Annotated in this window: 21 protein-coding genes; 1 reads left to right on the top strand and 20 read right to left on the bottom strand. The window is 28.7% G+C overall.

The features are described from left to right. Positions 1-5: 5 nt before the first annotated feature. From AC4FQV_RS02720 to AC4FQV_RS02710, 3 genes are all read right to left on the bottom strand, one after another. Positions 6-1,229 (bottom strand): CapA family protein, encoded by a 1,224-nt coding sequence (locus AC4FQV_RS02720; RefSeq protein ID WP_491139007.1) that lies wholly within the window; start codon positions 1,227-1,229, stop codon positions 6-8. Positions 1,230-1,343: 114 nt separating this feature from the next. Then, complete coding sequence (locus AC4FQV_RS02715) at positions 1,344-1,967, bottom strand: site-2 protease family protein (RefSeq protein ID WP_491139008.1); 624 nt, start codon at positions 1,965-1,967, stop codon at positions 1,344-1,346. Positions 1,968-2,157: 190 nt separating this feature from the next. Then, the gene (locus AC4FQV_RS02710; RefSeq protein ID WP_491164269.1) at positions 2,158-3,537 is read right to left on the bottom strand and encodes a PhoH family protein; all 1,380 of its coding nucleotides are present in this window, start codon (positions 3,535-3,537) and stop codon (positions 2,158-2,160) included. 218 nt (positions 3,538-3,755) lie between these two features. Between AC4FQV_RS02710 and AC4FQV_RS02705 the strand changes: the two genes are divergently transcribed. After that, the gene (locus AC4FQV_RS02705; protein WP_491164267.1) at positions 3,756-4,370 is read left to right on the top strand and encodes a 3'-5' exonuclease; all 615 of its coding nucleotides are present in this window, start codon (positions 3,756-3,758) and stop codon (positions 4,368-4,370) included. Between the two features lie 51 nt (positions 4,371-4,421). On the opposite strand, the gene purB is transcribed toward AC4FQV_RS02705, so the two are convergent. The 17 genes from purB to AC4FQV_RS02620 all read right to left on the bottom strand — a co-directional run bounded on the left by purB (position 4,422) and on the right by AC4FQV_RS02620 (position 23,471). Further along, entirely contained in the window at positions 4,422-5,852 is a 1,431-nt protein-coding gene (gene purB, locus AC4FQV_RS02700) for an adenylosuccinate lyase (protein WP_491164265.1), read from the bottom strand. A gap of 229 nt (positions 5,853-6,081) precedes the next feature. Further along, the gene (locus AC4FQV_RS02695; protein ID WP_003459789.1) at positions 6,082-6,342 is read right to left on the bottom strand and encodes an HPr family phosphocarrier protein; all 261 of its coding nucleotides are present in this window, start codon (positions 6,340-6,342) and stop codon (positions 6,082-6,084) included. 94 nt (positions 6,343-6,436) lie between these two features. Continuing rightward, positions 6,437-7,630, bottom strand: coding sequence for a pyridoxal phosphate-dependent aminotransferase (locus AC4FQV_RS02690; protein WP_491164263.1), 1,194 nt, complete (start codon positions 7,628-7,630; stop codon positions 6,437-6,439). Positions 7,631-7,773: 143 nt separating this feature from the next. After that, entirely contained in the window at positions 7,774-8,034 is a 261-nt protein-coding gene (locus AC4FQV_RS02685) for a stage V sporulation protein S (protein WP_003459803.1), read from the bottom strand. Positions 8,035-8,247: 213 nt separating this feature from the next. Further along, positions 8,248-9,783 carry a ribonuclease Y gene (gene rny, locus AC4FQV_RS02680; protein WP_491139013.1) on the bottom strand — a complete coding sequence of 512 codons (1,536 nt, stop codon included), beginning with the start codon at positions 9,781-9,783 and terminating at the stop codon, positions 8,248-8,250. A gap of 307 nt (positions 9,784-10,090) precedes the next feature. Next, on the bottom strand, positions 10,091-11,137 hold the full coding sequence (gene recA, locus AC4FQV_RS02675; protein ID WP_491139014.1) for a recombinase RecA: 1,047 nt from the start codon (positions 11,135-11,137) through the stop codon (positions 10,091-10,093). 134 nt (positions 11,138-11,271) lie between these two features. Beyond that, entirely contained in the window at positions 11,272-11,862 is a 591-nt protein-coding gene (gene pgsA / locus AC4FQV_RS02670; RefSeq protein WP_491139015.1) for a CDP-diacylglycerol--glycerol-3-phosphate 3-phosphatidyltransferase, read from the bottom strand. Then, on the bottom strand, positions 11,846-13,183 hold the full coding sequence (gene rimO, locus AC4FQV_RS02665) for a 30S ribosomal protein S12 methylthiotransferase RimO (protein WP_491164260.1): 1,338 nt from the start codon (positions 13,181-13,183) through the stop codon (positions 11,846-11,848). The genes pgsA and rimO overlap by 17 nt, the downstream gene beginning before the upstream one ends. A 68-nt stretch (positions 13,184-13,251) precedes the next feature. Next, positions 13,252-15,624: an FtsK/SpoIIIE family DNA translocase gene (locus AC4FQV_RS02660; RefSeq protein WP_491164258.1), complete on the bottom strand. Its 2,373-nt coding sequence runs from the start codon at positions 15,622-15,624 to the stop codon at positions 13,252-13,254. 139 nt (positions 15,625-15,763) lie between these two features. Further along, positions 15,764-16,444: a ClpP family protease gene (locus AC4FQV_RS02655; protein ID WP_491139018.1), complete on the bottom strand. Its 681-nt coding sequence runs from the start codon at positions 16,442-16,444 to the stop codon at positions 15,764-15,766. 58 nt (positions 16,445-16,502) lie between these two features. After that, positions 16,503-17,699 (bottom strand): aspartate kinase, encoded by a 1,197-nt coding sequence (gene dapG, locus AC4FQV_RS02650; RefSeq protein WP_491139019.1) that lies wholly within the window; start codon positions 17,697-17,699, stop codon positions 16,503-16,505. Positions 17,700-17,712: 13 nt separating this feature from the next. Further along, positions 17,713-17,988, bottom strand: a complete 276-nt coding sequence (locus AC4FQV_RS02645) for a YlmC/YmxH family sporulation protein (RefSeq protein ID WP_491139020.1) — start codon at positions 17,986-17,988, stop codon at positions 17,713-17,715. A gap of 133 nt (positions 17,989-18,121) precedes the next feature. Next, positions 18,122-20,230: a polyribonucleotide nucleotidyltransferase gene (locus AC4FQV_RS02640; RefSeq protein ID WP_491139021.1), complete on the bottom strand. Its 2,109-nt coding sequence runs from the start codon at positions 20,228-20,230 to the stop codon at positions 18,122-18,124. A gap of 90 nt (positions 20,231-20,320) precedes the next feature. After that, entirely contained in the window at positions 20,321-20,584 is a 264-nt protein-coding gene (rpsO, locus tag AC4FQV_RS02635; protein ID WP_491139022.1) for a 30S ribosomal protein S15, read from the bottom strand. A 115-nt stretch (positions 20,585-20,699) separates the two neighbouring features. Beyond that, complete coding sequence (locus AC4FQV_RS02630; RefSeq protein ID WP_491164256.1) at positions 20,700-21,626, bottom strand: bifunctional riboflavin kinase/FAD synthetase; 927 nt, start codon at positions 21,624-21,626, stop codon at positions 20,700-20,702. A gap of 3 nt (positions 21,627-21,629) precedes the next feature. After that, positions 21,630-22,514 carry a tRNA pseudouridine(55) synthase TruB gene (gene truB, locus AC4FQV_RS02625; protein ID WP_491139024.1) on the bottom strand — a complete coding sequence of 295 codons (885 nt, stop codon included), beginning with the start codon at positions 22,512-22,514 and terminating at the stop codon, positions 21,630-21,632. Positions 22,515-22,517: 3 nt separating this feature from the next. After that, positions 22,518-23,471, bottom strand: a complete 954-nt coding sequence (locus AC4FQV_RS02620; RefSeq protein WP_491164254.1) for a DHH family phosphoesterase — start codon at positions 23,469-23,471, stop codon at positions 22,518-22,520. Between the last annotated feature and the right edge of the window lie 3 nt (positions 23,472-23,474).

The following is a 23,474-nucleotide window of genomic DNA, read 5'->3' as shown; positions in this document are numbered from 1 at the left end:
TTATTTTATACTTTATTTTCAATTATATTTCTTGTTGACTGTAAAGACCTATTTAATTCCTCTAAAGTTTCCTTGCCTAACTTTTTTCCTTCTTCACTATTTAAAGTTTCTTCTACTGGCAATATATAATAATGAGATTTTTTATTTTCTCTTGGAATTTTATAAACCCAAGTTGGTATATATTCTAAATCGTCAATTAAAACACCTTTTCTTGTTTTCTTTAAGGTTAAATTTAATAAAATACCATCAGCAGTTCTACTATCCCCCATAGTTTCTTTTCTCTGATTAGAAAGAAAATTTCCTAAAGAATAGGCAACTAATGTCCTTTCACCCTTTTCTCCTACTATTTCTTCTATAGGTTGAACTACATGAGGATTACTTCCTAAAATTAAGTTAACTCCATATTTATTTAATTCCTTTGCAATTTCAACTTGATACTTACTAGGTTCTGTACTATATTCAACTCCCCAATGCATTCCAAAAACTATAAAGTCAGCTCCATTTTCCTTCATATCATAAATTAAAGTTTTCATTTTCTCTAAATCTTCTTCTAAATTTTCATATGAAAAAGTATTTAAAGTACTTTCTTCTCCTATTTTATTTCCATTTATTTCTCCTTTCCTACTCTCATAGGTATAAGAGGTAAAAGCTATATCTATTCCTTTTATACTTTTTATTATATATTTATCATTTCCAATTGATGTCATTTCTTTATTAATCTTTTTTTCAGTATTTTTAAGAGCCTCATATCCTTGATCTAATGAATGGTCTGTAGCTAAATTTAAAATATTAAAACCTGCATTTTTTAGGGCATCTATCATAGAATCTGGACCATTATATTTTGGATATCCAAAATAACCTATTTCTTCTCCTCCATAAACTCCTTCAATAGTTCCATAACTTATATCACTATCTTCTAAAAAACTCTTTATATACTTAAAGTTATCATTAAAATCATAGGAATTATTTTCTTCACTATGAGCTGACCATATTTGCTCATCTTGTAAAATTATATCTCCTACAGCACTTATATTAACTTTCTTACCTATTGAAAATCTACTTAAAAATCCTTTTTTATCACTTTCCTTAAAAACTTCCTCATCTTCTTCTAAAGTAGCTCCTCTTGTGCTTAAAACATTATTCCCTATAATATTATTTATTACAAAAACGGAACAGATAATAAGTAAAGAGGCTAAAATTAATTTTATTTTTTTAGACATTCTTATCATATTCTCACCCCTTTATATATTACCATATTTTTACATTTTATTTCAATTATCTTTATAAAAAAATAGATTAGATAAAACTAAATAAAATTCAGTTTTATCTAATCTAAAATATTTTTACATGAATAATCCGCCTATAGAATATACAAAAGACATTACTAAATTAGCTGGAATAACCATTACGTATCTACCTATAAGTATTACAATTATTAGTATAGGATAGTAGTACTGATATATAACTTGTGATAATTTATAAAATAATTTAGGTTTAAGGTCCTCTAAAATTCTAAAACAATCTAATCCTGGAAGAGGTAAAATGTTAAAAACAAAAAAGTTTACATTTAATATTACAATATACTGTAATATTAAAAATATTATTTGAGAAAGATCTCCTCTTATACCAAAAAACTTTAAATATAATGCCATTAATATAGCACAAACTATAGCTACAATTAAGTTAGAAAGCCAAGCAGCTATATTTACCTTTAAAGCATCCTTTCTTGGATTTTTAAAAGCATTCTTGTTTATTTCTACTGATTTACTCCATCCAAATCCAAAGACAGCCATCATTACAGCCCCTACAATATCTACATGCTTAAAAGGGTCTAATGTTAATTCTCCCTTAAATCTTGGAGTTTTATCTCCTAACTTATCTGCCATTTTAGCACGAGTATATTCTTTAACAGAAAAAGCTATTAATATTGCTGGAATGCTTAAAAAGACATTTAATAAAAATTGCATATCTTAATACCTCCTTATTTCGTATTTAAAATTATACCATATTTTTCTTAATATTCTTATGTAATAAGACTAAGCTTAATAAATTATTAATTTAAACCTTCTTTTAATACATTTTATCATAAAATTTTATATATTTAAAAAGAGATTTCTTAACTGCATTTATAGTAAGAAATCTCCTTTTCCTTAAAACTTATAATCTTTTTGCCGCTTCATAAGCAAGTTCACTTCTTTCACATTCATCATATTTTAATGTAACTTGATAACAAAGATGACTTCCTTTCATTCTCTCTGAGGCATAACAAAGGCCATTACTTCTTGAATCTAAGAAAGCTTGATCTATTTGCTCTGGGTCCCCTACTAATATTATCTTAGAACCTTCACCAGCTCTTGTTATAATAGCCTTAACTTGCTTTGGTGTTAAATTTTGAGCTTCATCTATTATAATCCAATTTTTTATTATACTTCTTCCTCTTAAATAGGCAACAGCTTCTGTAGTTATTATTTTTCTCTCAAAAAGTTCTTCTATTTTATCATTTAATTCTCGTTCATTAGAATATCTTTCATTTTCATCAGAATCTATTAATATTTCTAAATTATCATATATAGGCCTCATAAAGGGTGCTATTTTTTCTTGCTCTGTTCCTGGTAAATAACCAATTTCCTCATCCATAGTAACATTAGGCCTACAAACTAATATTCTTCTATACTGTCCATTCTCCTCTTCTAGAATTTTTTGCAAACCAACGGCTAAGGAAAATAAAGTTTTTGCTGTCCCTGCAGGGCCTTTTATAATAACTAGCGGAGCTTTTTTTGCATCGATACTTAAACACTCTAGCATAAATTTTTGTCCTACATTCCTTGGACTTATTCCCATAATATTATTATTATCCTTATAAAGTAATGGTCTTACAACCTTTCCATCAAATCTTCCTAAAGCAGTTTGTTTATCATTGTCATTACAATGAATTATTAAAAATTGATTAATCTCTAATTTAGGCTCTATATAAGTTTTATTATCTTCATCATAAAAACTTAATTCTTTTTTTTCTATAAACTTATTTTTAAAAAAGTTTTTTAAATTATCAGCTCCTGTATAAACCTCAATTCTTCCACTATACTGCTCCTCAACCTTTGGAACTACTACTTCATAAAAATCTTCTGACTTTATTCCTACTGTATCTGCCTTTATTCTCTCAAAAATATCCTTAGTTATTAAACAAACATCTTCACCTTTTTCCTTTAAAGATTTACAGATTTGTATTATTCTATTATCTGCTTTACTTATATTCCAAGCTTCTGGTATTTTAGTATCATAAAAATTAGTAACAACCTTAAGTTTTCCTCCTTTAGGGAGAATAACTCCTTCTCTTAAAGAACCACTTTTTCTTAACTTATCTAACTCTCTAGCAACATTTCTTGCATTTGCCCCTAAATCATTGTTCATTTTTTTTATATTATCTAATTCTTCTAAAACCACCTCAGGAATAATAACATTATTATCTTCAAAGGAATATATAGCTCCTGGTGAATATAGCAATACGTTAGTGTCTAATATATAAGTTTTCTTCAAAACAATCACTCCTTTAGAATAATAAAACCTATAAATAATCAAACTTGATTTTCATTTGTTTATATATTAATATTTAAGAATACTCAATATAATTCTTAAATATTAATATTTTATAATCAAAATTTCTATAATTTATAAAGTGTAAATTTTTAAAGAACATATATTTTAATTTAAACTTTATTTTCTTATATTCAATAAACATTAGGAGGCCTAAATAAATGAAGTTACTTTTTTTTGATACAGAAACTACAAGTGTTAGACCAGGCAGTATATGTCAACTTAGCTATATACTTGTAGATACTTCAACTAAACCACAAAAAACTGTAGGAAAAAATATATTTTTTACAGTTGATGAAATGGAAGAAGAAGCAGAAAAAATTCATGGTTTTTCCTTAGAAAAACTTTATGAATTAAGCAATGGATTATATTTTGAAGATGTCTATTTAGATTTTATTAAAGATTTTTCAGATGCTGACTTTTTAATTGGACATAATGTTCAATTTGATATAAAGTTTTTAAAACACGAACTTTTAGGTCTTGGAGAACTATTTGAACCTAAAAATACATTTTGCACTATGAAATATTATAAAGATATATGTAAGATTTTAAGACCTACTGGAGATTATAAAAATCCTAAACTTGAAGAGGTAATTAAATTCTTAAATATAAGTGATTCTAAAATAAGCGAAACAGCAAATAAGTATTTTATGGGTAGTGGCAATTATCATGATGCTAGATTTGATACAGCAGCTACTTATCTTATAGTTACAGAAGGAATTAAAAAAGGTTATATACCTAAAAATTATTTTACAAATCTTCTAGAAAAAAAATAAATTCAAATAAAAAGAGTTATTTTAGAAACTTCTAAAATAACTCTTTTTATATTAAACTGTTATATCACTACTTAAATTTGTAGCTTCTTTATTTTTTTCTAGTATAGTATTTACATATTCATCAATAAACTCTGTAACCTGACTTGGTGCTCTACCAACAAATTTAACTGGGTCTATTATAGATATTATTTCCTCTTTTGAAAGATTAAAGGAAGGATCCTTTATTATTCTTTCTATTAAGTCATTGTTAAGTCCTTCTCCCTTAACTCTTTTAGAAGCTTCCATAGAATGAATTCTTATTCTTTCATGAAGTTCTTGTCTATCTCCACCTTTTTTAACTGATTCCATCATTATGTTTTCAGTCGCCATAAAAGGTAATTCTTGATTTACATGTGCCTCAATAACTTTATTATAAAGCACCATATTCTCTGCAATATTTATATAAAGATTTAAAACACCATCTAAAGCTAGGAAAGCTTCAGCTACTGCAATTCTCTTATTAGCTGAGTCATCTAAAGTTCTTTCAAACCATTGTGTTGAAGCTGTAATAGCAGGATTTAATGCATCTACTATAACATATCTAGCTAAGGCACCCATTCTTTCACTTCTCATAGGATTTCTCTTATAAGCCATAGCTGAGGAACCAATTTGATTTTTTTCAAAAGGTTCTTCTACTTCTTTCATACTTTGAAGTAATCTTAAATCATTTGAGAACTTATATGCACTTTGTGCCACTTCTGATAATGTATTTAAAATTATAGAGTCTAATTTTCTTGGATAAGTTTGTCCTGTAACTCCAAAACTTTTTTCAAATCCCATTTTTTCAGCAACTATTTTATCTAAAGCCTTTACCTTTTCTTCATCGCCTTCAAAAAGATTCATAAAACTAGCTTGAGTACCTGTAGTTCCTTTTACTCCTCTTAATTTTAAAGTTGATAATAGAAAATCTATATTTTCAATATCCATAACTAAATCTTGCATCCATAAGGTAGCTCTCTTACCTACAGTAGTAAGCTGTGCTGGTTGAAAATGAGTAAATCCTAAAGTTGGCATATCTTTATATTTTAAAGCAAAGTTTTTTAAGTTATTTAAAACTGCAACTATTTTTTTCTTTATTAGTAATAAGGCATCTCTCATTATTATTACATCAGTATTATCTCCAACATAACAACTTGTAGCGCCTAAATGTATTATTCCTTTTGCCTTAGGACATTGAAGACCATAAGCATAAACATGACTCATAACATCATGTCTAACTTCTTTTTCTTTTTTTATGGCTTCTTCATAATTTATATCTGAAATATGACTTTTAAGCTCTTTTATTTGCTCATCTGTTATATTTAATCCTAATTCTTTTTCACCCTCTGCAAGAGCAACCCATAATTTTCTCCATGTTGAAAATTTCATATCATCAGAGAAAATATAGGACATTTCTTTTGATGCATATCTTGAATTTAATGGTGTGCTATATAAATTTTTCACTTTTTCCCCTCCTAAAGTAGAACTGCTAATTTAAATTTATTATATCATAAGATAAATTTATTATAAATAAATTTATCCTTTTTTTATGTATTATTCGTGTTTTTACCATATTTTCTTTGAAAACAGCATATTTTTTTACTTAATATACGTATATTAAATATAGTTTTTGACAAAAACATAAAAATTATTAAAAAATAAAAGGATTCCCCTAGGAATCCTTTTACGAAGATTACTCTTCTAAATTTTCAATTAACTTAGCTATTTCTTCAGCTGCTAAAGCTTCATCATCACCACTTGCGATAACCTTAACATTAGCATCTTTAGAAACTCCTAATGATAAAACTCCGATTAAGCTTTTAACATTAGCTTTCTTTCCATTATACTCTAAGCTTATGTCAGATTTGAAAGCTGAAGCTTTTTTTACTAGTAAAGTTGCTGGTCTAGCATGTAATCCTGTTGAATTTTTAACTATAACTTCTTTAGTTACCATTATAAACACCTCTTTACTTTTATTTGTTAATTAACACTACTAACTTCTTAATTATACTCATTTTTTTAGAAAATTTCAACAACTTAAATAAAGATTAATTTTCATTATTAAGTTTATTTACGAAATTTTTTATTCTTTTTAGGCCTTTTTCTATTTCTTCCTTAGATGTTGCATAAGATAATCTTATAAAATTATCTTCCCCAAAAGCTATCCCTGGTATTACAACAACATTTTCCTCTTTTAGTAATAAATTTGCAAACTCCATAGAACCTTGTAAAGTAGCCTTTTTTATCACCTTAGATATATCTATCATAACATAAAAAGCTCCCTTTGGTTCTATAAAATCAAGTTCATCAATTTCATTTATAAGTTTAATCATAAGGTCTCTTCTTGAAGCAAATTCTCTAACCATATTATTTAAGGTTTCTTGTTCTCCCATTAAAGCTTCTAAAGCTGCAAACTGAGCTATACTATTTGTATTTGAAGTCATATGACTTTGAACATTATTCATAACTTTTATAAGTTCTTCATTATAACTTGCTGCATACCCTATTCTCCATCCTGTCATAGCATAAGCTTTAGAAAATCCATTAATAACTACTGTTCTTTTAAAAGCATCTTCACTTAAAGAAGCAATACTTATATGTTTTTCTTTTCCATATATAAGTTTTTCATATATTTCATCAGAAATTATTATAAGATTATTTTCTTTAGCAAATTTTGCAATCTCTTCTAAATCCCTTTTTGAATATACTGTTCCTGTTGGATTATTTGGAGAATTTATTACAATAGCCTTAGTTTTATTAGTTAATACAGAATTTAATTCCTTATAAGTAACCTTAAAATCATTTCCTTTTTTAGTTTCTATAAAAACAGGTACTCCATCGCTTAATTTAACTAATTCAGGATAGCTTACCCAATAAGGTACTGGTATTATTACTTCATCACCTGGATTTAAAATAGCCATAAATAAATTAGCTAAAGACTGTTTAGCCCCTGTTGAAACAATTATATTCTTATTGCTATAAGTTAAATTATTATCTTCTTTTAACTTCTTTGCTATAGCCTCTTTTAACTCTACTATTCCTGAAGTTGCTGTATATTTTGTTTTACCATTATTCATAGCATTAATGGCAGCTTCTATTATATTTTTAGGTGTATTAAAATCAGGTTCTCCTACACCAAAACTTACAACATCTATACCTTGTTTTTTTAACTCTCCAGCTTTAGCTGTTAATGCTAAAGTTAAAGATGCCCCTATATTTTCTGCTTTTCTAGATAATATCATCTAATCCCCTCTTTACTGCTTGAAATTTTATTACGTTTAAAATATATCATTTTTATTATTTAAAGTAAACAAATAAAAAAACTGCTACAGAATTAACCATAGCAGTTTTTATTTATTTACCAAATTTAGAATTTAACTAAACTTTATCTTGGCTGTATTATAAGCTTTATAGCTGTTCTTTCTTCTCCATCAATTTCGATGTCTGTAAATGCTGGGATACAAACTATGTCCTTACCACTTGGTGCAACAAATCCTCTAGCTATAGCTATAGCCTTAACAGCTTGATTTATAGCTCCAGCTCCTACAGCTTGTATCTCTACAGTGTTTCTTTCTTTTATTATAGCTGCTAGTGCTCCTGCTACTGAATTAGGATTTGATTTAGTTGATACCTTTAATACTTCCATTATATAAACCTCCTAGACCTTTTTAGGATACGTTTACATTTATAGTTAACGTTTTCCTTTAAGTATAAATATTCTATATACTTCTATTAATTCCTTCTAAAATCTATAAAATATTTTTAAAATTTAAATTTAAATAACAAAACTCCACTAAAAATTTAGTGGAGTTAATTAAAAAAATACATTTTGTAAACAAAATGTATTTTATATATTCATTTATTTAGCATAGTCAACTGCACGAGTTTCTCTAATTACATTTATCTTGATTTGACCTGGATACTCTAATTGCTCTTCTATATTCTTAACAATATTTCTCGCCATCTCAATTGCCCCTGCATCGTCAACTTGATCTGGTTTAACCATAATTCTAATTTCTCTTCCAGCTTGAATGGCATATGACTTTTCTACACCTTCATATGAAGTAGCTATTTCTTCTAATTTTTCTAATCTCTTAATATAAGCTTCTAAAGTTTCTCTTCTTGCACCAGGTCTAGCTGCTGATATAGCATCTGCTGCTTGAACAAGTACTGCCTCAAGAGTTTGCATTTCCACGTCACCATGATGTGCTGCAATTGCATTTACAACAGCTGGTGATTCATGATATTTCTTTGCAAGTTCTCCACCTATAACTGCATGAGGACCTTCATATTCTTGGTCAACACCTTTACCTATATCATGTAAAAGGCCTGCTCTTCTAGCTAAATTTACATCTAAACCTAATTCAGATGCCATTAAACCAGCTAAATATGAAACCTCTATTGAATGTTTTAAAACATTTTGACCATAACTTGTTCTATACTTTAGTCTTCCTAGAAGCTTAATTATTTCAGGATGTAATCCATGAACACCAGTTTCAAAGGTTGCTTGTTCTCCTTCTTCCTTAATGTCATTTTCCACATCTTTAATAGCTCTTTCTACCATTTCTTCAATTCTAGCTGGATGAATTCTTCCATCTACAATTAATTTCTCTAAAGCTATTCTTGCAACTTCTCTTCTAATTGGATCGAAGCTTGAAAGAATAACAGCCTCTGGAGTATCATCTATTATTAAATCAACCCCTGTTAATGTTTCTAAAGTTCTTATATTTCTACCTTCTCTTCCGATGATTCTTCCTTTCATCTCATCGTTAGGTAAGGCAACAACATGTACTGTTGTTTCAGAAACATGGTCTGCTGCACATCTTTGAATAGCAGTAGTAATTATTTCTCTTGATTTTTTATCAGCTTCTTCTTTGGCTTTAGTTTCAAGTTCTTTAATCAGCATAGCTGATTCATGTTTTATTTCTCTTTTTACTTCATCTAATAATAATGTTCTTGCCTCTTCACTTGAAAGATTAGAAATCCTTTCAAGTTCTGATCTTTGTTCTCCGTATAAACTTTGTACACGTTCTTCAAGGTCTTGAATTTCTATAGACTTTTTATTTATGCTATCTTCTCTTTTTTCAAGCATTTCACCTTTTTTATCTAAAGATTCTTCTCTTTGTATAAGTCTTCTTTCAAATCTTTGAATCTCGTTTCTTCTATCACGAGTTTCTTTATCAAGATCTGCCCTTAATTTGTGCACCTCTTCTTTAGCTTCTAATATGGCTTCTTTTTTCATTGATTCAGCTGCTCTTTTAGCCTCCTCAAGTGTTAAGTTTGCTTCTTTTTCTAAGCTTTCCACCCTATTTTGTGAAGCTTTCTGTATAAGAGTGTATTGAATAAACCCTACTACCCCTAATATTATTATTCCTATAAGTATTCCTACTATCATATAAACACCTCCTCGCTTATTCTCTCTATAAAAACACTTCGCGTAGAAAGGTGTCATACTATTCTCACTGTAATTTTTTTGAATATGATAAACCAGTATTTGTTATTATTGTATAGTAATTTTAAACTTATGTCAAGATTACCCCTTGCCTATATTATATGCTAAAAAGCTTATATTATTCTTTATGTAAAAGGGTAATGAAAGCTTTTTTAAGTACTTTGTCTGTTAAATTTATAGATTTTAAAGCTTTTTTATTCTATCAACTGATAAAATTTTAATAAAAAAAAGATAAGGAAACCTTATCTTTTTATTCTTCCTTTTCTTCCTTTTCCTCTGAAACTTCAATAGCTTTTGCTAAAGGAAGAGAATATTTCTCTCTTATTTGATTTTCTATATCTAAAGCAACGGCTGGATTATCTTTTAAGTACTGCTTAGCATTTTCTCTTCCTTGTCCTAATCTTATATCTCCATAAGAGAACCAAGCTCCACTTTTTTGCACTATATTTTCCTTTACTCCAACATCAACTATATTACCTTCTTTTGATATTCCTTCATTATACATTATATCAAATTCAGCTTGTTTAAAAGGAGGTGCAACTTTATTTTTAACTATTTTAACTCTTGTTCTATTACCAGTTATTCCATCACCTTGCTTTATTGAATCTATTCTTCTTATATCCATTCTAATTGAAGAATAGAATTTCAATGCTCTACCTCCTGGAGTAGTTTCTGGATTACCAAACATTATTCCAACCTTTTCTCTTAACTGGTTAATAAATATTACTACACAGTTAGATTTATTTATTGTACCTGTTAATTTTCTTAAAGCCTGTGACATTAATCTAGCTTGAAGTCCCACATGAGAATCACCCATTTCTCCTTCTATTTCCGCTCTTGGAACTAAAGCTGCAACAGAGTCTACAACTAAAACATCTATAGCTCCTGATCTAACTAAAGCCTCTGTAATCTCTAAAGCCTGTTCTCCTGTATCTGGTTGTGAAACAACTAAATCATCTATATTAACACCTAATCTTTTTGCATAAACTGGGTCTAAAGCATGCTCTGCATCTATATAAGCTGCTGCTCCACCTAATTTTTGAGCTTCTGCAACTACATGTAGAGCAACTGTTGTTTTACCTGAACTTTCAGGACCATATATCTCAATTATTCTTCCTCTTGGTACTCCACCAATTCCTAAAGCTATATCAAGGTCTAAACAACCTGTAGATACTGCATCCATTTGAGGAGAACCTTGCTCTCCAAGTTTCATTACAGAACCTTTTCCAAATTGTTTTTCTATTTGCCCCATAGCCATTTCAATAGCTTTTAATTTATCTTTATCTATATTTGCCATACTTAACCTCCTTGAATAACCGAACATAAGTTCTACTATTATTATAATATAAACAAAAAAAAAGTCAATATAAACATGAAGTCCTAAAAGAACCTCATGTCTTAATAATTGACTATTTTTCAAGTTTTAAACCCTTATCTATAGGTATTTATAACATTTTTATTTTTTCTAAAGTAATCTACTCCAGAAATTATTGTTATTATAACAGCTAAATATAAGAATATATTAGGAACATAAGTAAAGAAGTTTCTTAAAAAGCTACTTCCAGCAACTAAGTCCATAATTCCTGGTGAATTTATTATATTTACTTGTAATAATAAAAGCACTATAGCTATTATTTGTATTACAGTTTTTATTTTTCCCCACCAACTAGCAGCTATAACTATTCCTTCTGAAGCAGCTATAGTTCTTAATCCTGATACAGCAAATTCTCTAGCTATTATTATAATTGCAGCCCATGCAGGAACTAATTGTAATTCAACTAAAGAGATAAGTGCTGATGTAACTAATAACTTATCTGCTAAAGGGTCCATAAACTTACCAAAGTTAGTAACTTGATTTCTAGATCTTGCAATATATCCATCTAACTGGTCTGTAACAGATGCTACTATGAATATAAGTGTTGCTATTATACTACTATAAGGCAAGTTTTGGGAAGCTATAAATACTAAGAATATGGGAACTAAAATTATCCTAATTAAAGTTAATTTATTTGCAAGATTCATTGCATACAACTCCTATTAAATCATATTCTAATGCTTTTTCAATTTTAACTTTACAAAACTGATCCTTTTTAGCTCCATTTCCTTTTACATAAATATAACCATCTATATCTGGAGCCATTTCATAGCTTCTTCCTATATAGTATTCTCCATTAAATTTTTCAATAAGAACTTTATATTCTCTACCTACTTTATTTTTATTGATTTCTTCTGATACTTCCTTTTGAAGTAGCATTATTTCTTCTTCTCTTTCTCTCTTAACTTCTTCATCAATTTGATTTTCCATTATAGAAGCTGGTGTTCCTTCTTCCCTTGAATAAGTAAATACTCCAACCTTGTCTAATTTATATGTTTTTATAAAGGATTTTAATTCTTCAAAGTCCTCACAAGTTTCTCCTGGGAACCCAACAATTAAGGAAGTTCTTAAAACTATGTTAGGAATATGCTTTCTTAAATCTTCAATTTTTCCTATAATTTCTTCTTTTGTAGTTTTTCTACCCATTCTCTTTAAAACATTGTTACTAATATGTTGTATAGGTAAATCTAAATATTTACACACTTTCTCATTTACTGCTATTTCTTTTATAAGCTCATCATATATAGCTTCAGGGTAGCAATATAAAACTCTTATCCATTCTATTCCTTCTATCTTAGATAACTCTCTTAAAACAATATGAAGTCTCTTTTCACCATACAGGTCTACCCCATAATTAGTTGTATCTTGTGCTATTAAAATAAGTTCCTTCACACCTGATTTAGCTAAGCTTTGTGCTTCTTCTACTATGCTATCTAAATTTCTACTTCTAAATTTCCCTCTAATTTTAGGAATAATGCAGTAAGTACAGAAATTATCACATCCTTCTGCAATTCTTAAATATGCAGTAGCTTTATCTGTTGTTATAAGTCTTAGTCCCTCATTAATTGAAACATCACTGTAATTTATAGCTTTTATCTTTTCTTTATTTCCATTTATAAAGTTCATTATGGCTTCATTTATTTTAGCATAATCATTAACACCTAACATTATGTCTATTTCAGGCATTAATTCTAATAATTCATCACCATATCTTTGGGTTAAGCATCCTGTAGCTATAAGTAACTTACAGTTATGACTTGTTTTATATTTTGCCATATCTAATATTGTGTTTATGGATTCTTGTTTAGCTTTTTCTATAAATCCGCAAGTGTTTACTATTATTATATCTGCTTCCTTTGGATTATTAGTAAGTTCATACTCATTTTGTACCATGCCAAGCATTATCTCTGAGTCAACCCTATTTTTGTCACAACCTAAACTCACCATTCCTACCTTATATTTTGCCAAATCTACTTCCTCCTACGTTTAAATATATATCTTTTATTTTAAAACTCTTTTTTAAATTAAACAAGTTTTTATTTAATATTTTCTATTTCATCCTTACTAATAAGAACTTGTCTTGGTTTACTTCCATCTCTTCTAGAAATAACACCACATTCTTCTAATTCTTCTATTATTCTTGCCGCTCTGTTAAATCCTATTCTTAATCTTCTTTGTAAATAAGATGCAGATGCTTGACCACTTTCTACTACAATATCTATAGCTTCATCTAAAAGTTCATCTCTATCTCCTTCAGAATTTCCTTCTGAAGAAATAGCTACTGAATTTATATGTTCTAGTATTTCATCTTCATATTTAGTATCCTTTCTAGATTCCTTTATAAAAGATACCACATGTTCGACCTCTTCTTCTGAAATAAAAGCTCCTTGAACCCTTTGAGGTTTAGCTTCTCCTACAGGATAAAATAACATATCCCCTCTTCCTAAAAGTTTCTCTGCTCCTGCTGAATCTAAAATTGTCCTAGAATCTATCTGACTTGAAACTGCAAAAGATATTCTAGATGGTATATTAGCTTTAATAACTCCTGTTATTACATCTACAGAAGGTCTTTGCGTTGCTATTACTAAATGCATTCCTGCAGCTCTAGCCATTTGAGCAAGTCTACATATATAATCTTCTACATCATGAGGGCAAGCCATCATAAGGTCTGCAAGCTCATCTACTATTATTACTATATAAGGAAGCTTCTCCTCTACTTCTCCCTTATTAAATAAAGAATTATAAGATTCTATATTTCTAACTCCATTATCAGCAAAAAGTTTATATCTTCTAGTCATTTCATTAACAGCCCAATTTAAAGCAGCAGCTGCTTTTTTAGGTTCTGTAACTACAGGAATTAATAAATGAGGAATGCCATTATAAACATTTAATTCAACAACCTTTGGGTCAACCATTAAAAGCTTAACATCCTCTGGAGAATATTTATATAAAATACTAACTATTAAAGTATTTATGCAAACACTTTTTCCTGAACCTGTAGCACCTGCAATAAGAACATGAGGCATCTTAGTTAAATCTGTAACTACTGCCTTTCCTGTTATATCTTTTCCTAAAGCACAAGCTACCTTAAATTTATTGTTTAAAAACTCTTTAGATTCTACTATTTCTCTAAAGAAAACGGGAGTCTGCTCTTTATTTGGAACCTCTATTCCTATTGCAGCCTTTCCTGGAATAGGTGCTTCTATCCTAACCCCTTTAGCTGCTAATCCTAAGGCTATATCATCTGATAAGTTTACAATTTTACTTACCTTTATTCCCGCCTTAGGTTGAAGTTCAAATCTAGTAACAGAAGGTCCCTTTGTTACTTGAAGTATTTTAGCCTCTACACCAAAACTCATAAGTGTTTCTTCAAGTTTAGCTGCATTTGCTAATAAAGCTTTTTTATCATCCTTGTCTAATTCATGTTCCTGTATATTTAAAAGATCTGCTTTTGGCATAATATAAGTATTAAATATTTTTTCATCTTTTTTGTCATTAGTATATACTTCTTTACTTTTATTTTCCTCTTTTGATTTTTGAGAAGCAAAGCCTCTTTGTTCTATTATAGTATTATCTATGTCTAATTCTCTAGGCTTTTTGCAATCTTTTTTTAACTTGCTTACATTTTCTTTGTTATCTAAATTGTTCTCCTCTATAGTATCATCAATATTACTTAAAGAGGAGTTTTTCATAAAATCTAAAATTTTAACTTTACTTTGTTCTTCAAAATTTCCTTTAGATTCCAAATCCTTATTTCCTTTTGAGGAATCTCTCTTCTTTAAACTTATATAATCATCTTTTTCATAATTTTTATCTGTAAACTTAACCTTAGAGGCCTTGTCCTTAAATCCTCCAAAAACTCCTTTTAAAGAAGCTAAGTTATAATCAAAAATAAGCATAGAGGCTATTATATATAAAGTTATAAATACTATATAAAGCCCAACTTTTCCTATTAATTTATATAAAGGTAATACAGTTATAAATCCTATTAATCCTCCATGCCAATGACTTTTAGATGTCCATATGTCCTTTATAGATTCCCATAAGTTTCCTTGAACATAATAGTCATTTATATTTATAGTTTGTATAAGCAAAATAGTTGTTATAAGTGCTATAGTTATGCCTAATCCAACTCTTGAAAAAAGCACTTCCTTTTTAAATAAAATAAGTGTTACACATAAATATATTATGTAAATAGGTATAAAAAATGCTCCTATTCCAAAAAAACCTATTAATATAGTTCTTGATATAACACTTAAATATCCTGCTTTATCTGTATATAAGCTAAACATAACAATTAAAGAAGCACAAATTGCTATTAAAGCATATATTTCTTCTGTAACTTTAATTTGGCCTTGCTTTTTCTTCCTATTAGTTTTATTTGAACTTTTTTTCTTTACGCTAGCCATACTAAAATAAATCACCTCACCTTATTTTAATATTAAAGGAGTAAATACTTGTACCAAAAAATATTATACACATAAACTACTGCAAAATGTCAAAATATTTTTATATTATATAAATAGAACCATAGAATATACTATGGTTCTATTTATTAGCTTCTATTAAGGTATTTAACTTATGTAATGCTTCCTTAACTCCACCAACTTCATTTATTAAGCCACACTTAACTGCCTCTTCTCCTATTAAAATAGTTCCCATATCATTTAAAAGCTCATCTGTTTGCATCATAAGCTTCTTTAAAACCTCTAACTTTATATCTGATGTTCTTAGTATAAAATCATTTATTCTCTCTTGCATTTTATTAAAATACTTAAAGGTTTGAGGAACTCCTATTACTAATCCATTCATTCTTATAGGATGAATTATCATTGTTGCTGAGGGAGATATAAAAGAGTAGTTAGAGGCTGTAGCTAAAGGAACTCCTATAGAGTGTCCTCCTCCAATAACTAAAGATACTGTAGGCTTTTTTAAACTTCTTATCATCTCAGCTAAGGCTAAGCCAGCTTCTACGTCTCCTCCTACAGTATTTAAAACAAATAATATCCCCTTTATCTTATCATTTTGCTCTATATCTATAAGTTGAGGAATCATATGCTCATATTTAGTTGTTTTCGTTTGTGGTGGTTGAACATTATGTCCTTCTATCTGTCCTATTATAGTTAAAACCTGTATATTAGAATCTTCCTTTTTTTCCTTAGGCAAAACGGTACCTAGTTCTTTTATTTCTTCTAAGGTTTTATTTTCATTTTCTTTATTATGTTCCATAATTTAAATCTCCTTCCTGTATATTTTTATTTTATACAGAAAGGAAATTTTATATACATTATTTCATAAAAGCTCTATGAAGTGCTTGTATAGCCTTATTTACATTATTGCTATCAACAAGGCACCAAATAGTCATATGTGAATCAGCTGTTTGTAAAACTTCTATATCTTCACTATCTAAGGCTCCTACTATCTTCGCCATAACTCCAGGAATTCCTCTCATTCTTGAACCAACTACAGCAATAGTACTTAAATTTTCAACTAATTCATATTTTAAATTATTTTTTATCATAATATCTTCAAATAATTCTTTAACTCCTGCATCTATAGTAAATACTTTTTCTCTTGGGAAAATATTTATAAGGTCTAAGCTTATCTTATTTTTTGCAAGACTTTCTAAAATTGTTTTGTAATTTTTATTATCTTTATTATCATCAGCTTTTATTGAAACTTGTATTCTATTACCTTGATGAGTTATTCCTGTTATAAATTTATTATTTTCTAAATCACCTAAGTTGTCTATCATTGTACCAATACATGTGCTCATGGTATTTTTTATTACTAAAGTAACATTTCCCTTCATAGCTATTTCTACAGCTCTTGGATGAATAACCTTAGCACCTTGATCTGCTAATTGAAAAACTTCATTATAGCTTATTTTATTTATAAGTTCCGCTTCTTTAACTATTCTTGGATCTGCTGTCATTATACCATCAACATCTGTATATATTTCTACTTCTTCAGCCTTTAAAGCAACACCTAAAACAGCTGCTGTAGTATCACTTCCCCCTCTTCCTAAAGTTGTTAAGAACCCATCTCTATCAACTCCTTGGAATCCTGCAACAACTGGAACTTTTCCATCTTTTAAAATCTCTAAAATAAGTTTTGGATTTATATCTATAAAGTCAGCACTTGAATAGTTATTATCTGTAAGAATTCCAGCGTTTCCACCTGTTAAAGGAACTGCTTCTATTTTTGCCTCTCTTAATTCATCACACATAACTACAGTACTTATAATTTCTCCACAACCCATAAGTAAGTCTGTAGCTAATTTATTTTCCTTTTTAAACTCTTCTGATACTAATCCTAAAAGTGTATCTGTTGCATAAGGTTCTCCTTTTCTTCCCATAGCAGATACAACAACAACTGGTAAATATCCTTTTTCTATAGCACCCTTTACCTTTTCTACAACCATAGTTCTTCTCTCTTTTGTTGATACAGAAGTACCACCAAACTTTTGTACTACTATTTTCAAAATATCCACACTCCTAAAGCTTAGTTTTTTTAATCATGTCACTATCTACATCTAATATTATGGTTTTAGCTCCTATTCTTTTTACATTTTCCCATTCTATTTCTAAATATTCATCTGAGTTAAAAAGATTAAATTTGCTACCACCTAAGTTTACTATTAAATATCTTAATTTTCCTTCTTCATCTATAATAACATCATTATTTATAAGACCACTATATTTCTCACCATCATTTATATTTATAATTTCATATCTTTCTATTTCACTTAAATACTTAACATTATTACTCATAATATACCCTCCACAATTATTTATTAAAACAATAAATAATATGTTACTTATAAATAATATATGTCATTTAAGCTTAAAAGAAACTATTTTATAAAATATAAAAAAATAAAAAGGCAATAATAATTGCCTTTTACTATTGCTCTTTATTCTCTTCTTCTGCTTCTTTTATTGCATCTTTTCTTGAAAGATTTATTCTTCCTTGAGAATCTATTTCTGTTACTTTAACTAATATTTCATCTCCAACAGAAACTATATCCTCAACTTTCTCTACTCTCTTATTATCTAATTTAGAAATATGAACTAATCCTTCTTTATTAGGTAATACTTCAACAAAGGCACCAAATTGAGCAATTTTTGTAACTTTACCTAAATAAATTTCTCCAGCTTTAACTTCTTTAGTTAAACCTTCTATTATCTTAACTGCTTCATTTACTCCCTCTGCTTCAGAGGATGAAACATAAACTAATCCATCATCTTTTATATCTATTTTAACACCAGTATCTGCTATAATTTTATTTATAACTTTTCCACCAGCACCAATTACATCTCTTATTTTTTCAGGATCTATTTGTAAAGTTGATGTTTTAGGTGCATATTTAGAAACTTCTTTTCTTGGAGCTGGTATGCATTCTTTAATTTTATCTAAAATCATTAATCTTGCTTTTCTTGCTCCATATATTGCATCATGTATAACTTTTTCAGATAGTCCCTTTATTTTAGTATCAACTTGTATTGAAGTTATTCCTTCTACTGTTCCTGCTACCTTAAAATCCATATCTCCAAAGAAATCTTCTAAGCCTTGAATATCAGTTAAAACTTCTTCTTCTGTTAAGTCCTTTGAAGTTATTAATCCCATAGCTATACCAGCTGCAGGTCTTTTTATTGGAACACCAGCATCTAAAAGTGCTAATGTACTACCACAAACTGATGCTTGTGATGTAGAACCATTTGAACTTAATACTTCTGATACTAATCTTATTGTATATGGGAATTCAGCTTCTGAAGGTATAAGTGGTTCTAAAGCTCTCTCAGCTAAAGCACCATGACCTATTTCTCTTCTACCTGGTCCTCTTAATGGTCTAACTTCTCCTACGCTATATGCTGGGAAATTATAGTGGTGCATATATCTTTTAGATTCTTCTTCACCAATACCATCTAATATTTGAATTTCACTTATAGAACCTAAAGTTGCAACAGTCATTACTTGAGTAAGACCTCTTGTAAATAATCCTGTTCCATGAGTTCTTGGAAGTAATCCAACTTCACAGCTAATTTTTCTTACTTCATCAAAAGCTCTTCCATCTGGTCTTTTTCCTTCTTTTAAAAGCATATGTCTTACAACTTCTTTTTGCATGTCGTAAACAGCTTCTCCAATGTCAGACATATTATCTGGATATTTTTCCTCAAACTCTTCATTTATTTTAGTTTTAACTTCGTCCATTGCAGCATTTCTTTCATCTCTATCAGTAATGTGCATTGACTCATTTATCATATCAAAAGCAAATTCTCTTACTGCTTCCTCTATTTCCTCTGGTACTTTATGTAGCTCTGGAACTTTCTTCTCTTTACCGAACATACTTGTAGCTTCTTCTTGGAATTTTATTATATCCTGACACTTATCAAAACCAAATTTTATAGCATTAATCATAGTATCTTCTGGGATTTCATCTCCACCAGCTTCAATCATCATAACTCTTTCACTAGTTGCACAAACAGTTAATTGAAGTGAGCTTTCTTCTCTTTGTTGTGAAGTAGGATTTAAGATAAATTCATCTCCTATTAATCCAACTTGAACTGCAGCAACTGGAGTAGTAAAAGGTATGCTTGATAAACATAATGCCATTGAGGCAGCATTTATAGCTAGTATTTCAGGAAGGTTATCATTTTCTACTGAAACAACTGTACATACTACTTGAACATCATTTCTATACCCTTTTGGAAATAAAGGTCTTAAAGGTCTGTCTATAGCTCTACCATTTAGTATAGCTTTCTCTGAAGGCTTTCCTTCTCTTTTTATAAATCCACCTGGTATTTTACCAACTGAATAAAGTCTTTCTTCATATTCAACACTTAGTGGAAAAAAGTCTATTCCCTCTCTTGGTTTTTCTGATGCATTTACATTTGTTAATATTACTGTATCTCCATAACTCATTAATATAGCAGCATCTGAAAGCATTCCTAGTTTACCGAACTCAACTTTCATTGGTCTTCCTGCTATGATAGTTTCATGGGTATGATTCATATAAATACCTCCTTTCGGTATATAAAGACTAAAATTTTACAATATTAATATTTTTAAAATAATAGAGCGGTAAAAACCCGCTCTACTAAATTATCTTCTTAATCCTAATTCTTTGATTATAGCTCTATATCTTTCGATATCTTGCTCATATAAGTAGTTTAATAATCCTCTTCTTTGTCCAACCATCATTAAAAGACCTCTTCTTGAATGGTGGTCTTTTTTGTGTGTTCTTAAGTGATCAGTTAAAGAGTTTATTCTTTCTGTTAATAATGCAATTTGAACTTCTGGTGAACCAGTATCTCCTTCGTGTCTTGCATGTTTAGCTATGATTTCTTGTTTTCTTAATTTATCCATTGTTACACCTCCGAAAAATTATCCCCTAGTTCCAAGAAAAAAGACGGTTACCCTTAAATCTTAGAGTTAGGTTCTATATGATTATATCAAAAGTCGCTTTTATTGTAAATCTTTATTACAAATAAATTTTTATGTGGCTTTTTTTAGCAAAATTCTTATCTTTTATTAATTGACTTTTTAGTTCTTCTAAAGAGTTGAATTTTTTTTCATCCCTTATTTTATTTATAAAATGAACACTTATATTTTCTCCGTAAATATCATCATTAAAATCTAATATGTGAGTTTCAACAGTAATAACCTTTCCATTTACAGTAGGATTACTACCAACAGAAGTTATTCCTTTATAAATTTTATTTTTAACTAATACATTAGTATAATAAACTCCTATTTTAGGTAAGATTATTTCACAATCATTTTTTAAATTAGCTGTTGGAAAATTAATAGTTCTTCCAAGTTTTTTTCCATCTACAACTTCTCCAGTTAAAGAAAAATATCTTCCAAGCATATTATTAGCTTCTTCAATTTCTCCACTAGCTAAAGCTTTTCTAATTCTTGTAGAGCTTACAACTTCTTCTTTATAAGTATATGGGTCTATAACATAAAGTTCTATACCTTTATCTTTACACAATTTTTCAAGGAGCTTTACATCTCCTTTATTTTTATGACCAAACCTATAGTTAAATCCAACAACAATTCCACAGACATTATATTCTTTTATAAGGTTTTCTATAAACTCTTCAGGTTCTAACTTCATAAACTTTTTATCAAATTCCACAAAATTAGTTAAATCAACTAAATCTTTAAGGATATTTATTTTTTCTTGTAAATTCATTAGAAGTTTTGGTGCTTTTTCTTTATTTATAAGCTTTCTTGGATGATTTTTAAATGTATATACCATACTTAAGGAATTCTTTTCTTTTGCTAAATCCCTACTTTTATTTATTAAAGCTAAGTGCCCTTTATGAATACCGTCAAAACTTCCTAAAGCTACATAGGTGCTTTTCTCAACCACTTTCTTAAAATCATTATTTATTAAAATCATTGACTACTCCTCTATTAGTAACTTCTCTATTTTAAATCCTTTTTCATCCTTTTTTCCTAAACCTAAAAATACTCCTTCTTCTCCATATACTCTATATAGCTTGTTTATCTCAAGTTCTTTTTCATATAATCTTTTATCAAAAACTTTAACTCCATTTTTTAAAAGCTTAAAAAACTTATTATTTACAGTTATTTTAGGAAAGGCTTCTAAAGCACTTTCAATTGAAATAATATTATTTTTTAAAATTTCTTCTGTTAAATCTTCTATATTTATTGCTTCCTCTTTAGTAAAAGGGCCATTTTGTATTCTCTCTAATTTAGTCATAGTTGCACCAACACCTAGCTTTTCGCCAATATCATAGCAAAGACTTCTTATATATGTTCCTTTAGAACAAGAAACATCCATTTGTATATTATAAATTGACTCTATTTTTATATTATAAATAGAATCAATAGTAACCTTTCTTGCTTCTCTTTCAACTTCAATTCCTTGTCTTGCTAACTCATATAGTCTTACCCCATTTTGCTTCAAAGCAGAATACATAGGTGGAACTTGCTCTATAGTACCTATAAAAGAATTTATGCAATTTAATATTTCTTCTTCTTTTACCTTTGATGCATCACAAACTTTTAATATTTTGCCTTCTAAATCATAGGTATCTGTTACCGTACCAAGTTTAAAATTTACTCTATAGATTTTTTTATTATCCATTATATAATCTATAATTTTTGTAGCTTTTCCAATACAAACTGGCAAAACTCCAGAAGCTTCTGGGTCTAAAGTTCCTGTGTGCCCAACTTTTTTGGTTTTTGCAATTTTTCTTACTATAGCAACAACATCAAAGGAAGTCATACCTGTATTTTTATATATGTTAATTACTCCATTCATAAATTACACCATCTCTTTTTCAAGAACTTTTAATATTTCATTTTTAGCTTCTTCTATATTTACACCCTTTATAAAAGCTCCTGATGCCTTTGTATGACCACCGCCACCAAAATTTTCTGCAATACTTCTAACATCTAAAGAATCTTTAGACCTTAAACTAACCTTTACTCCTTCGTCTACTTCCTTAAGAAGAATGCATCCTTCTACTCCTTTTATTTGATTTCCTAAAGATACAACATCTGAACTATTTTGAATTTCTTCTCCAATAGAATCTATCATGTCCTTAGTAATTCTCATAAGAACTATTTTATTATTACAAACTAGTTCCATATCTCCTAAAACTAGGGACATTAATTTCATTTTAGCAAAAGGTTTATTATCAAATATATTTCTATGAATTTCATCATGCTTTATATAATTAACTAATTCACCTGCTATTATATGAGTTCTTTCAGTAGAATTTGAATATCTAAAAGAACCTGTATCAGTTATTAAAGATGTATAAAGACATTTAGCTATATCTTCATTTATTTCAACCTTCATCTCTTTAAGAAGCATAAATATTATCTCTGCAGTAGCAGAAGCCTCTACATCTAAATAATTTATATTACCGTATTTATCATTAGATAAATGATGGTCTATATTAACTAAAGTTCCTTTAAATTCGCTTAAATCTGCTGAAATTCTTTCAAAATTACCACAATCTAAAACTATAACACAATCTGTATCTTCTGATGGCTTTATTACTTCTCCATTTATTTCCTCAGCATAAGGCAGAAAGCTTAGGTTATCTGAGACTAAGTCTTTAGAGATAACATAAGCTTTTTTACCATAAATTCTAATGCCTTGAAGTAGTGCTAAAACACTACCTAAGGCATCACCATCTGGAGATACATGATATGTTATACCAATTTTTTTACTTTTATTTATAATTGATATTACTTCATGAAATCTCATTTT

It is taken from the genome of Clostridium sp. TJA038 (assembly GCF_058310255.1).
The sequence above is the reverse complement of the archived record's forward strand: the minus strand, read 5'-3'. Positions and strand labels throughout refer to the sequence as shown.